Source organism: Paractinoplanes deccanensis, from assembly GCF_016862115.1.
In the GTDB taxonomy this organism is placed as follows: domain Bacteria; phylum Actinomycetota; class Actinomycetes; order Mycobacteriales; family Micromonosporaceae; genus Actinoplanes; species Actinoplanes deccanensis.
This window is the reverse complement of the sequence record NZ_BOMI01000006.1, coordinates 1-13,271: the sequence shown is the minus strand read 5'-3', so window position 1 is coordinate 13,271 and position 13,271 is coordinate 1. Positions and strand designations below refer to the sequence as shown.

Genomic DNA, 13,271 nt, shown 5'->3' with positions numbered 1-13,271 from the left:
AATCTACTGTGCGGATTCTACGAACGCGGGCCGGGTGGTCCCAGCCCTCGTTGTCGATCCTCGCCCCTCGATGTGGGCGAGCGACTCCCCACCACAGGTGGTGGGGCGGGCCTCCGCCGGCCAACGGACCCTCCGCCTGCCGGTGGTCGGCGGCGGGGGTCACGCCGTGCCGGATCGGCACCGGGCAGGTGCCGTCCGGCTCGACGATGCGTGACCACCTGCTCTGTTATCGGGGTGCAGGTGGTGGGCGCGCCGCCCGGGGTACGGGTGGCGAGGGTGAACGCCGCGGCAAGATCGCGATGCCCGGCGAACTGACAGTGGCGGCAGGACATCATTCTGCCGCGTGGTTTGGTGATCCTCTTGCGGCAGGCGGGGCACGTCGAGGAGGTGCCACGTTCGTCGACCAGATGCACGCGGATGCCGGCCAAGACGGCCTTGTCCCGCAGGATGCGGAGGGTGCGCCCAATCTGCCACTGGCGTAGCCGCAGGTTGTGCCGCCGCCCGGCCGGCTTGTCAAGGACACCGCGCGGGTCCCCCACCGTCAGCGTGCCGACCCGATGCTCGATCGCCCAATCGACCACGATTTTCGCCGCCTCGTGCAGCGCCTGCCGGACTCGGCGGCGGTGCCGCCCCTCGATCAGCCGGGCTCGGCGGCGAGTCTTGCGCCACCGCCGCGATCCCCGCTGACCTCTCTTCGGGGCACGGGCGGCAGTGGCGCGGCGGCGGGCTTTCGTGTCGGCCAGATGCATCCGGTGCTCGGCACGGATGGCCCGCCCGGACACCAGCACACTGGTCCCGTCGCTGCCAGCCACCGCGAACGGGTGGATGATGCCCAGATCGACTCCGGCCATCCTCTGCGGGTCGGGCCGCTGGTCGGTCGGGTGGACGGTCACGGGTAGTTCCGCGGTGGCATCGATCCATAGCCGGCCGTCGGTAAACAGCAAGGTCACCGACCGCACCGTTTCGGCCGGATACGGCACCGGCCGATCCAGGCGTACCAGCAACGGCGGGCAGCCCCGCGCGGTCGGCAGCCGTAACGATCGGCCGGCGAGGGTGAAAGTGCCGTGATACCAGCGCACCGGCATCAACGCCCGCCGCCGCCGCGGGAACCGCACGTCGGCGTGGCCGGCTTTGCGGCGGGCCGCTGCCGAGAACCAGGCGTCCGAATAGCGGCGCAGCACCGACCGGGCTCCCGTGCTGTCCAACTCGCTGAACGTGCCCGGACCTGCCTCGGCCAGCAACTGGCACAATTCTTGATAGCTGGCCGCCGGGGCATCCCGGCGGCGCCACCGCCAGGCGTTGACCTCCAGCGCACAAGCCCACACGTCACCGGCCGCACGCAGCAGGCCGAAACAGCGCTGCCGCTGCGCGCGGGTCGGCCGTAGCCCGATCCGCGCGGTGCGGTGCACGACCGGGCCGGCGCCGGTACCGCGACGTCTAGGCATGAGACATATGTACCAGCGACTATCCCGGTGCGCAATTGGCGAACGCGCGCAGACACCGCATCATGTGAAGCGACCCGTTGACCAGTCCGCGGCGGTGAGGATGGATGTGCTGGTATGTCTTGCTCCGTGATCGTGGGTGAGCCCTTCCACTAACCAGCCAATCGACCGCTCATCTGACCCAACTCCACTGGATCGCCGCCCAGCGTGGATGACCGACGAGCTCACCTCACGGAGGAATGAGACGTGGAGCCGGCCCCTTCATATTGACTAGCCGGTGAACTCGCCCGGGGGGATGGTGCCGGGTGTGGCGCGCTTGTCCAGCTCGGCGGCGCGCAGCTCGACTCGGCGGATCTTGCCGGAGATGGTCTTGGGGAGGTCGGTGAACTCCAGGCGGCGGATGCGGGCGTACGGGGGCATGTGCTCCTTGGCGTGGGCGAAGATGGCGCCGGCCGTGGTGGCGTCGGGCGCCCAGCCCTCGGCGAGCACGACGTAGGCCTTGGGGACAGCCAGCCGGACCGGGTCCGGGGAGGGGACGACCGCCGCCTCGACCACGGCCTCGTGCTCGAGGAGGATGCTCTCCAGCTCGAACGGCGAGATGCGGTAGTCGGAGGCCTTGAAGACGTCGTCGGTGCGGCCCACGTACGTGATGTAGCCGTCCTCGTCGCGGGAGGCCACGTCGCCGGTGTGGTAGTAGCCGCCGGCCATGCGCTCGGCGGTCAGCGCCTCGTCGCCGTGGTAGCCGACCATCAGGCCCACCGGGCGCGGGTCGAGGGCCACGCAGATCTCGCCCTCGGTGGCGGGGGCGCCGGTGGTCGGGTCGATCAGCTCGATGCGGAAGCCGGGCACCGGGCGGCCCATGGAGCCGGGCTTGACCGGCTGGCCGGGCGTGTTGGCGATCTGCACGCTCGTCTCGGTCTGGCCGAACCCGTCGCGGATCGTCACGCCCCACGCCTTGCGGACCTGGTCGATGACCTCCGGGTTGAGCGGCTCGCCGGCGCCGACCACGAGGCGCGGCGGGGTGCTCAGCTGGGAGAGGTCGCTCTGGATGAGCATGCGCCACACGGTCGGCGGGGCGCAGAAGCTGGTCACACCGCAGCGCTGCATCTCGGCCATCAGCCGGCCGGCGTCGAAGCGCGTGTAGTTGTAGATGAAGACGCACGCCTGCGCGTTCCACGGGGCGAAGACGTTGCTCCACGCGTGCTTGGCCCAGCCCGGCGACGAGATGTTGAGGTGCACGTCGCCCGGCCGCAGCCCGATCCAGTACATGGTCGAGAGGTGGCCGACGGGGTACGACGCGTGGGTGTGCTCGACCAGCTTGGGGCTCGCGGTGGTGCCCGAGGTGAAGTAGAGCAGCAGCGTGTCGTCGGCGCGGGTCACACCGTCGGGCGTGAAGGAGGCGTCGCCCGCGAAGGCGTCGTGGAAGTCGAGCCAGCCCTCGACCGGCGGGCCGACCGCGATCCGGGTGATGCCGGGTCCGGCCGCGGCGAACTTCGCGGTGGCCGCCGAGCTGGTGATCACGTGCCGGGCGCCGCCGCGGGCCACCCGTCCGGCGGCGTCGGCCGGGCCCAGCAGGGGAGTGGCGGGGATTAGCACGGCGCCGAGCTTCATCACGGCGAGGATGGTGTCCCACAGCTCGACCTGGTTGCCGAGCATGAGCACGACGCGGTCGCCACGGCGTACGCCCTGGGCGCGCAACCACGACGCCACCCGGTCCGACCGGCGGGACATCTCGGCGAACGAGAACCTCTGCTCGGAGCCGTCCTCCTCGACGATCCACAGCGCGGGCGCGTCGTTGTCGCGGGCGATCACGTCGAACCAGTCGAGCGCCCAGTTGAACTCGCCGAGCTCGGGCCACGCGAAGCCGGCCACCGCGGCGTCGTAGTCGTCCGAGTGGGCCAGCAGGAAATCCCGTGTCTGACGAAACGTCGCCATCTGTAGCCTCCGCGCTCGCGTGCCTGCCCGCTGAGTTTTCCCCGCTTCGGGCCGCGTTGCCAGATGCTGCTCAGATGTTGATCGTGCGGGTCGCCGTGAAGCCGCGTTCAAGATCACCCGTGACGGAGGCCATGGCGAGCGCGTGCGGGTCGCTGCCGGCCGGGTCGGCGCCGTGCAGGCGGTCGCGGCTGGCCTCGTACCCCTTGGTGGTGTAGACCTGCGCGCAGGCGTCGCCCGGCAGCGCGATCTGGCCGCGCAGCAGCGGGCCCGCCACGCCGAGGCCTGGGTGCACCTCGAAGTGCAGGTGGGGCCAGTGCTGCCGGTACGCGCCGGGGAAGATGCTGGTGAAGGTCGCCCAGCCGGTCTCGTCGGCGGCCTGGACGCCGCGCAGGTAGTTCTGCCCGGCGACGCCCGGCGAATAGAGCGAGTAGGCGCCGTCCCGGTCGCCGTGCCACAGGTAGACGGCGTGCCCGGTGAGCGGCCGCCCGGAGTTGGCGCTGATCAGCCGCAGCCGGATCGTCAGCGGGACGCCCCGGGCGATGCCGTGGGCCGTGCCGAAGCTCCAGCGGATGTCGCCGCGCACGATGCCGCTGCGGGTGAGCGGGTCGGGGCCGGTGCCGGTCAGCGCGGCCACGGTCACGCCGTTGACCAGGCCCATCATCCGGCGCCGGCGCAGCGTCGGGAAGTCGATCGCGAGGCCGCCGTCGTGCTGCCGGGTCTCCACCTGAACCGTCATGGGTCCATCGCACCGGGGAACGGTTGCGGGACGGGTTCCCCGGCGGGTGCGAGTCGGTTACTGTCCGTTTCATGGGCGGAGATCGATCTTTACGTCCGGAGGTCGTCTACGACGACGAGGAGTTGCCCGCCCGCCGGTTGACCGGGCGCATCGGTCTCGCCGTCTCCGTCGTCGCGTTCGCGGTCGCGGTGCTCGTCCTCTGGCAGGTCTTCCGGCCGCTCGCGCGCGGCAGCCAGTACTACCTGATCATCTTCCTGGCGGGCACGCTGCCGCTGGTGTTCCTGGCGTACAAGTCGGGGTTCTCCCGCGGCCGTGCCGCGTCGGCGCGGCCGACGGTGCTCGACTGGATCCTGGCCGTCGTCGCGCTGATCGTCTGCCTCTATCCGCTGAACCCGTTCGACGGCGGCTACGACGCCTTCCTCAACCGGCAGGGCCTGCTCGACCCGGTCGACGTCGTGTTCGGCGCGATCATGCTGGTCCTGGTCGTCGAGGCGTGCCGCCGCACCACCGGATGGGCGCTGCCCGTCGTCTGTCTCGCCTTCCTGGCGTACGCCTACTACGGCGGGCTCCTGCCGCAGAGCTGGCCGATCGCCCACGCCGGGCTCGACTTCGCCCAGATCGTCGACGCCCTCTACAACTCGGGCAGCGGGTTCTACGGCACCCCGCTCGACGTCGCCGCGACGTACATCGTGCTCTTCACCATCTACGGCGCGGTCCTCGACCTCAGCGGCGCCAGCCGGTTCTTCGTCGACCTCTCCGTCGCGGCCTTCCGCCGTTCCCGCAGCGCCGCCGGCCGCACGGCCGTCGCCGCCGGCTTCCTGCTCGGCACGGTCTCCGGATCCGGTACGGCCACAGCCGTCAGCGTCGGCGCGGTCACCTGGCCGATGCTGCGGCGGGCCGGCTACCCCGCGGAGCAGGCGGGCGGCATGCTCGCCGCGGCCGGCGTCGGCGCGATCCTGTCGCCGCCCACCCTCGGCGCGGCCGCGTTCATCGTCGCCGAGTACCTCGACGTCTCCTACCTGACCGTCCTCGGCTGGGCGATGATCCCGACGGTCCTCTACTACCTGGGCATCCTGCTGGCCGTCGAGATCGACGTGCGCCGGTTCCGGGTCCGGTCCCTGCGGACGCCGCCGGTGAGCTCGCTGCGGCTGCTGGGCCGCTTCGGATACCACTTCTCGTCGCTGGTGCTCATCGTCGTGCTGCTGGCGCTGGGGGAGAGCGCCACCCGCGCGGTCGTCTACGCGACCCTGGTGGCGTTCCTGCTGTCGTTCCTCGACCGGCGTTCGTGGCTCACCCCGCGGCGGGTCTTCGAGGCGCTGAGCGCGGGCGTGCGCGGCGTCCTCCCGGTGGTGGCGGTCTGCGCGGCCGCGGGCATCATCACCGCGACGACCACGAAGACCGGCCTCGGCGCCCAGCTCGCCTCCCTGCTGGTGCGCGGCGCGCAGGCCGTCTTCTCCGACCCGACCGCCGTGCTGGCCATGACGGTCGTGCTGGCCGCGGTGGCCCTGGCCCTGCTCGGCCTGGCCGTCCCGGTCACCGCCAGCTTCATCATCGGCTGGGTCATCATCGGCCCGGCGCTGCTCGCCCTCGGCGTCCCGGCCCCCGCCGCCGCGATGTTCGTCTTCTACTACTCGGTGCTCTCCGAGGTGACACCCCCGACCGCCCTGGCCGCGGTGGGCGCGAGCGCCATCACCGGCGGCCGCACGATCGCCACGATGTGGCAGGCGCTGAAGTACGCGCTTCCCGCCTTCCTCGCCCCGATCGCCTTCGTGCTCACCCCCGCCGGCTCCTACCTGCTCGCGCGCGGCTCCTTCACCGAGGTCGCCTGGGCCACGGCGGTCGCGATGCTCGCCGTGGCCGCCCTGGCCGTGGCGAGCGGCGGCTGGGTCCTCGGCATCGGCCCGGCCGGTACGGGCCCGCGCGTGCTCGCCGCCCTCGCCGGCCTCCTCCTGCTCTACCTCGAGCCGCCCACCATCGCCGCCGGCGCCGCCCTCCTCGCCGCCGCCGTCCTGTGGTCCGCCCTCGACCGGCGCCGCTCCACACCGCCTCCCGAGCCCACACCCGCGCCGCCCGCGCCGGTCCTGTCAGAGCCCACACCCGCGCCGCCCGCGCCGGTCCTGTCAGAGCCCACGCCTGCGTCGGTCGCGCCGGCCTCCGAGCCCGCGCCCGCTTCCGAGCCGGCCACCGCGCCCGCTTCCACGCCGATTCCTTCCTCGCCCTCCTCCTCCGCGACCACCCCCGGTGCTGCGCCGGCACCCATCCCTTCCACGCCACCTTCCTCCTCCACTCCAGACGAACGGGGCTGATATGAAGCGAAATTTCGGATTTCTGATGGCCGCAGTGGTCGCCGCGTCGGTCGCCGGCTCGGTGTCTGCCTGCGGCGGCCGGCAGGACACGGCCTCCACCGACGCCGGCGGCGACGTCACCTGCGCCGTCGACAAGGAGACCCGCGTCGGCATCGCGACCGGCAACGCGACCGGCGTCTACTTCGCGCTCGGCAACGCGTACGCCGAACAGATCAACGCCACCGGCGGCAAGCTCAAGGCCACCGCCTCCGAGACCGGCGCCTCCGTGCAGAACATCCAGCAGGTCGTCGCCGGGCAGTACGCCGTCGCCTTCTCGCTGGCCGACACCGCCGCCGACGCCGTCAACGGCACCGGCTCCTTCGACAGCAAGCAGCCCGTCGCTGCCCTGGCCCGCATCCACACCAACTACACGCAGGTGATCGCCCGCAAGTCCGCCGGCATCAAGGACGTCGCCGGCATGAAGGGCAAGCGCGTCTCCACCGGCTCGCCCAAGTCCGGCACCGAGGTCATCGCCAACCGCATGCTCACCGCCGCCGGCCTCGATCCCGCCAAGGACGTCAGCGCCCAGAAGCTCGACCTCACCAAGACCGTGGACGGCATGAAGGACGGCTCGATCGACGCGCTCTTCTGGTCGGGCGGCCTGCCCACGCCCGGCATCACCGACCTGCTCACCACCTCCGGCGACCAGGTCGAGTTCCTCGACGTCACGCCGCTGCTGCCCGAGCTTCAAAAGATCAATCCGGTGTACGAGGCCGGCACGATCCCGGCCGCCACCTACAAGCTCCCCGCCGACGCGCCCACCGTGGTCGTTCCCAACGTCCTGCTGGTCCGCGACGACCTCGACCCGAACGTGGCGTGCGTGCTCACCAAGACGATCTTCGACCGCAAGCCGCAGCTGGAGCAGGCGAACGCGGCCGCCAAGGAGATCAGCCTCGATCAGGCCCGCAAGACCGATCCCGTGCCGCTCCAGCGCGGCGCCGTCAAGGGCCTCGACGATCTGGGCGCTCCCCGGTAATTCGGTTGGCGTTCCGCCCGGGGGAGGATCATCATGGCGGACATGATGATCTTCTCCCGGAAGGGCGCGTGCGCCCTCGCGCTGTGATCGCGCTCGCGCGGCGGGACGCCGCGCTCCGTAATGACCTCTGGCAGCAGGCGGTCGACATCCGCCGAGAATGGCTGGGCGTCGGGCTCTGCACCGAGCCCGCCGACCGCCGGGCCACCGAAGAGGCGATCGCCTCGATCCTGCACCGCCGCCCCGAGTTCGTCTGGGTCGACTCGCCGCGTGCGGCTCTCCCGTACCTGCATGGCCTGCCCTCGCACGAGGATCTGCGCGCCTGGGTGGCGTCGCGGCGCCCGCCGGGCCGTCCGCCGATCGCGAGCGACATCGCAGCGGGCCTCTCGTTCCTGCGTTCCACTGTGGAGGAGTCGTACGCCGAGCCGCCCTCGGACCGTCCCCTGCCGAAGCGGAAGAAGGGCGAGCCCTGGCCCGTGCTGCCGCCCGAGCGCGGGCTCGAGCTGGGCCTGCCGTTCAAACAGATCCTGACCCAGGGCGTACGCGAGGCGCTGTTCCGGACGTTCTCGGGGCTCTACCTGCCGGTGCGCTCGGCGCTCGGGCGGCCGCCGGTCGGCTGGTACGGGCAGCAGGACGCCTGGTGGATCGCGTACGCCGACGTGCTCCGCCGGCTCGGGCCGGCCCCCGCCCGCGCGGACCGCGAGCTGGCGGCGTGGGAGACGCTCGCCCGGTCGTCCGGCTGGTGGTGGCCCGGTGACGGCCGCTGTGTGATCGTGGAGCGGCCCGCGGCCGTACACACCTCGCCCGTGCCTGGATCTTGGCACGAGGAACGCCGGCTGGACCGCGTCGAGTATCGCGACGGGTGGTCCGTGACCTCGGCCGTCTCATAGTTTGATTAGCCGGGCATCGATTTGTCGGTGCCCGGCCCTACGATCGCGGGGTGACGACGACGCTGGCCCCGGAACCCACGGTTCTTCGCGCTGTGCCCGACATCGTGCGGCGCCGGTTGAGCCATCTCGACAACTGGCTCTCCCCGCACTCCTGGATCGTGACCGGCGTCGTCGTGGCGATCGCGGCGATCCTGCGGCTCTACGGCCTGGGCAGCGCCAAGGGCTATGTCTTCGACGAGGTCTACTACCCGACCGACGCCTGGGACATGCTCCAGCACGGCGTCGAATGGGACGAAAAGACCAACGGCCCGGCGTACGTGGTGCATCCGCCGCTCGGCAAGTGGCTCATCGGCCTCGGCGAGCTGGTCTTCGGCAACACCGAGCTGGGCTGGCGCGTGCCCACGGCGATCGCCGGCACGCTGATGGTGCTGGTGCTCATCCGCGTGGCATACAGGCTGTTCCATTCGGCCGTGCTCGCCGGCGCGGCCGGCCTGCTGCTGGCGCTCGACGGGTTCCAGCTGGTCCTCTCGCGCATCTCGCTGCTCGACATCTTCCTGGGCCTGTTCATCCTCATGTCGTTCGCCGCCGTCGTGATCGACCGCGATCATTACCGGCGCGGCTGGCTGCGGTCGCTCGAGACCGGCGCCACCCCGCCGCGGGTGCCGGGGTGGCTGCTCGTCGCCGGCGTGTGCCTGGGGCTGGCCTGCGGGGTGAAGTGGAGTGCCCTGTTCTTCGCCCCGTTCTTCGCCGCGCTGGCGCTCGTCTGGCGGGTGCAGGCGCGCCGCTCGGCCGGGGTGAGCGCGCCGCTGCGCTCGGGCATCGCCGGCGACCTCGGCTGGCTCGTCGGCGCCCTGGCCGTGGCGCTCGTGATCTACCTGGCCACCTGGACGGGCTGGTTCGTCACCGACACCGGCTACTTCCGCCACTACCGCGAGGCCAACGCGCTGAGCGAGCCGCCGGTCATCGGCGCGCTGATGAACCTGTGGCACTACCACTCCGAGGCGTACAAGTTCCACAGTGGCCTGACGTCGAAGCACCCCTATCAGTCGTGGCCCTGGCAGTGGCTGCTGATCGGGCGGCCGGTCAACTTCTACTGGCCCAGCGCGAGCGGCTGCGGCGCACCGAGCTGCGTGCGCCAGATCCTGCTGCTCGGCACCCCGGTGCTGTGGTGGTCGTTCCTGCCCGCGCTGGCCGCCCTGGTGTGGTTCGGCATCGCCCGCCGCGACTGGCGCGCCTGGGCCATCGGCACGGGCGCGGCCGCCGGCCTCCTCCCCTGGTTCTACTACGCGATCATGGACGGGCGCACGATGTTCTCGTTCTACGCGCTGCCGGCGGTGCCGTTCCTCGTGCTGGCCGTGGTCTACGCGCTCGGCGCCATCATGACGCCGCCGGAGGGCACGGCCACCGGCCCGGCGCGTAAAGACAGACAGTTGGTCGGCGCGGTCGTCGCGGCGACATACGTGGTGCTGGTCGCGCTCTGCTTCGCGTACTTCTATCCGATCTTCGTGGGCCAGTCGATCCCGTACGAGAGCTGGTCGCAGCGAATGTGGCTGGGCGGCCGCTGGATCTGAGCAATGTCCCGAAAACCGCCTCCCCGGCGTGGGAGCCTCCAAGAGTGTCGCTCACGATCAAGCTGAGAATCATCGTGTCGATGGTCCTGATGCTGGCGATCTCGATGCTCGTGGTGGTCTGGTACATCACGAACCGCAACGCCGGCGACGCACGGGACACGGGATTCGCGTACGCGGAAGAGGTGGCCCAGCGCAACGCCGCCGAGGTGCAGCAGGCCGTGCTGGGCGGGCTCGGCACGGCACGCGACCTGGGGCAGACACTGCCGGCGACGACGAGCCGCACCATCGCCAACGCGCAGCTGCGGTCGGTGCTGGCCGGCCACGAGGACTACCTCGGCGTCTGGACGGCCTGGGAGCCGAACGCCTTCGACGGGCGCGACAGCCGCTACCGCAACGCCGGGGCGGGCGACGACGCCACCGGCCGGTTCATCCCGTACTGGTACCGCGACGGCAGCACGATCGCCCTCGCGCCGCTGGTCGACTACGACAAGAGCGGCGCCGGCGACTACTACCAGATCCCCAAGACCACCGGCGCCGAAAAGATCATCGAGCCGTACGTGTACGAGGTCGGCGGCGTCGACACCCTGATCACCTCGGTCTCCGTGCCGATCAAGCGCGACGGCTCGGTCGTCGGCGTCTCCGGCATCGACATGTCGCTGGCCACCCTGCAAGACCTGGTCGGTCAGATCAAGCCCTTCGGCACGGGCGGTGCCATGCTCGTCAGCACGGCCGGCGCGCTGGTCGCGGGCGGCGACGCCGGCGCGGCCGGTCAGGCGGCGCCCGACGACATCGCGGCGCTGGCCGCGAAGGCCGTGCAGGCCGGCGACACCACCCAGCAGGTCACCGACAGCGGCGAGGAGACGCTGTGGACCGCCGCCCCCGTGCGGCTGGGCGAGAGCGACACCTGGACGCTGGTGGTCTCGGTGCCCACCGGCACGATCCTCGCCGCGGCGAACACCACCCGCCAGATCAGCATCCTGCTGGCGCTGATCGCCGTGCTGGTCGCGGGCGGCGCGGCGCTCTACCTGGCCCGGACGATCGTGCGGCCCATCGAGAAGCTGCGCGACCGCATGGCCGAGATCGCCGACGGCGACGGCGACCTGACCCAGCGGGTGACGGTGACCCGCGACGACGAGGCCGGCCAGCTCGCGGGTGCCTTCAACCGCTTCGTCGAAAAGGTCGCGGTGACGATCCGCGGCATCGCCGAGTCGACGGGCAAGCTGACCTCCGCGGCCCAGGAGCTCAACCAGGTCAGCGCCCAGCTCCAGTCCGGCGCGGCGGACGCCTCCGACCGGGCGGTCTCGGCCCGCTCGGCCAGCGAACAGGTCAACTCGGGCGTCCAGTCGATCGCGGCCGGCGCCGAGCAGATGACCGCCTCGATCGGCGAGATCTCCACGAACGCCACCCGCGCCGCCGAGGTCGCCGGCCAGGCGATGTCGGTCGCGGAACGCACGAACAGCCAGGTCGCCGAGCTCGGCGCGGCCAGCGCGGAGGTCACCGAGGTGGTCCGCCTGATCACGTCGATCGCCGAGCAGACCAACCTGCTGGCCCTCAACGCCACGATCGAGGCGGCCCGCGCCGGCGAGATGGGCAAGGGCTTCGCGGTGGTCGCCGGCGAGGTGAAGGAGCTGGCGCAGCAGACCGCCCAGGCCACCGAGCAGATCACCGCCCGGATCAGCGCGATCCAGACCTCCAGCTCCTCAGCCGCCGCCGCGATCGGCGAGATCGCCGCGGTGATCAACCAGATCGGCGAGTACACGACGACGATCGCCTCCGCCGTCGAGGAGCAGACCGCCACCACCGCCGAGATGAGCCGCACGGTCAGCGACGCCGCGGCCAACAGCGGCGACGTGGCCCACACCATCACCGGCGTCGCCGACGTCGCCTCCTCGACGGCCGGCATCGCCGGCACCACCCAGCAGGCCGCCGCCAACCTGTCCCAACTCGCCGACGACCTGACAGCCTTGGTGGGGGCGTTCCGCTACTGACCCTTCCGGTCGTCGGTGCGGCGTTCTGTCGCGGAGCCTTCCCGTCGTTGGTGCGGCGTTCTGTCGCGGAGCCTTCCCGTCTCTGGCGTGGGCGCCCGCTTCTGAGCCCTTTCCCTCTCCGGCGCAGGCGCCCCGCTTCCGCGGTCAGACGACCAGCACCACTTTTCCGCGGCCGTGGCCGGAGCCGACATCGCGGTGCGCGTCGGCGGCGCGGGCCAGCGGATAGGCGGCGCGCACGTGAACGCGAAGCAGCCCATCGGCGTACATCCCCGCCAACTCCGCAAGCCGCTCCCGCGACCGCAACGGCGGCGTCACCCGCACCCCCAGCCCGGCCGCACGCCCGTGATCGACCAGCGTGAGCACGTTCCGGGTGAACGCCAGCGACACGTCCAGCGCCTCACCCCCGGCTCCGTCGAGCGCCGCGTCGACCCGATCCGCCGTCTTCCTGATGCGCTCCTCCAGCCCGTCGCCGTACGCGATCGGGACGGCCCCGAGCGACCGCAGATAGTCGTGGTTCTCCGGCCGCGCGGTCCCGATGACCCTGGCACCCCACGCGACAGCCAGCTGCACGGCCACGGTCCCCACCGCGCCGGCCGCCCCGTGAATCAGGAGCGTGTCCCCTTCGCCGACGCCGAGCTCGGTCAGAGCGATGTGCGCGGTCTGCGCCCCCGCACTGAACCCACCCGCCACCTCCCACGACATGGCGGCAGGCTTGGCAGCCACTTGATCGGCCGGCACAACGATGTATTCGGCGTAGGCCCGCAACATCCCGAACCCGATCACCTCCTGCCCGAGGTAGGGCCCATCGTGCGTTCCCGGGCCGTCGTGCCCCTTCAGTCCGCCTCGTGTTGCCGGACCACCGTCCGCCTCCGATCCGCCGTGCGCTTCCGGTCCGTGGTGAGCCTCCAGCTCGGCCTTTCGCCCCGCCTGCCTTGTCTCCGGACTGCTGCCGCCACCAACCTCGTCGATGACCCCGGCGAACTCGTTCCCCGGGATGCGCGGAAAGCCGGGCGGCGCCCCGGGCGGGTTCCAGCCCTCACGCACCGCACAGTCGTAAGGCTGCACTCCCGCCGCCCGAACCCTCACCCGCACCTCCCCAGGCCCGGCGTGGGGCGTAGGCACGTCCATCTCCCGAAGCACTTCCGGTGGTCCAGGCTCAGTGAATGCGGCAGCTCGCACAACGACTCCTCCCGTGGCCGGCCCTCACTGTCCACCTTGAACCACACTTGAGGTCAACCACCGTCGCCGGCCGCCCGCACGCAAACCAAGTAGGCGGCGCCGTATGCCGGAGTTGTCGCGATAGTGCGCTTGCATCGCGCGCTATCGCCGCCTGGCTTTCTACGCTCTCGCCGCCCCCACCTCCCTCGCTCTCACCGCCTGACCTCCCTCGC

Annotated in this window: 9 protein-coding genes; 5 read left to right on the top strand and 4 right to left on the bottom strand. The window is 71.5% G+C overall.

The features are described from left to right. Positions 1-17: 17 nt before the first annotated feature. The 3 genes from Ade02nite_RS02190 to Ade02nite_RS02180 all read right to left on the bottom strand — a co-directional run bounded on the left by Ade02nite_RS02190 (position 18) and on the right by Ade02nite_RS02180 (position 4,113). On the bottom strand, positions 18-1,445 hold the full coding sequence (locus Ade02nite_RS02190; protein WP_203759772.1) for an RNA-guided endonuclease InsQ/TnpB family protein: 1,428 nt from the start codon (positions 1,443-1,445) through the stop codon (positions 18-20). Between the two features lie 267 nt (positions 1,446-1,712). Then, entirely contained in the window at positions 1,713-3,377 is a 1,665-nt protein-coding gene (locus tag Ade02nite_RS02185; RefSeq protein WP_203759771.1) for an AMP-binding protein, read from the bottom strand. A gap of 70 nt (positions 3,378-3,447) precedes the next feature. Then, positions 3,448-4,113: a dioxygenase family protein gene (locus Ade02nite_RS02180; RefSeq protein WP_203759770.1), complete on the bottom strand. Its 666-nt coding sequence runs from the start codon at positions 4,111-4,113 to the stop codon at positions 3,448-3,450. 71 nt (positions 4,114-4,184) lie between these two features. On the opposite strand from Ade02nite_RS02180, the gene Ade02nite_RS02175 reads away from it, so the two are divergent. From Ade02nite_RS02175 to Ade02nite_RS02155, 5 genes are all read left to right on the top strand, one after another. After that, positions 4,185-6,419, top strand: coding sequence for a TRAP transporter permease (locus tag Ade02nite_RS02175; protein WP_239168461.1), 2,235 nt, complete (start codon positions 4,185-4,187; stop codon positions 6,417-6,419). Positions 6,420-6,444: 25 nt separating this feature from the next. Beyond that, positions 6,445-7,434 carry a TAXI family TRAP transporter solute-binding subunit gene (locus tag Ade02nite_RS02170; RefSeq protein WP_239168460.1) on the top strand — a complete coding sequence of 330 codons (990 nt, stop codon included), beginning with the start codon at positions 6,445-6,447 and terminating at the stop codon, positions 7,432-7,434. A gap of 68 nt (positions 7,435-7,502) precedes the next feature. Then, positions 7,503-8,321: a DUF6745 domain-containing protein gene (locus Ade02nite_RS02165; protein WP_239168459.1), complete on the top strand. Its 819-nt coding sequence runs from the start codon at positions 7,503-7,505 to the stop codon at positions 8,319-8,321. Between the two features lie 50 nt (positions 8,322-8,371). Continuing rightward, positions 8,372-9,892, top strand: coding sequence for a dolichyl-phosphate-mannose--protein mannosyltransferase (locus tag Ade02nite_RS02160; protein WP_203759768.1), 1,521 nt, complete (start codon positions 8,372-8,374; stop codon positions 9,890-9,892). Between the two features lie 44 nt (positions 9,893-9,936). Beyond that, on the top strand, positions 9,937-11,880 hold the full coding sequence (locus Ade02nite_RS02155; RefSeq protein ID WP_275409864.1) for a methyl-accepting chemotaxis protein: 1,944 nt from the start codon (positions 9,937-9,939) through the stop codon (positions 11,878-11,880). A gap of 144 nt (positions 11,881-12,024) precedes the next feature. On the opposite strand, the gene Ade02nite_RS02150 is transcribed toward Ade02nite_RS02155, so the two are convergent. Next, on the bottom strand, positions 12,025-13,008 hold the full coding sequence (locus Ade02nite_RS02150; protein WP_203759767.1) for an NADP-dependent oxidoreductase: 984 nt from the start codon (positions 13,006-13,008) through the stop codon (positions 12,025-12,027). Positions 13,009-13,271: the final 263 nt, after the last annotated feature.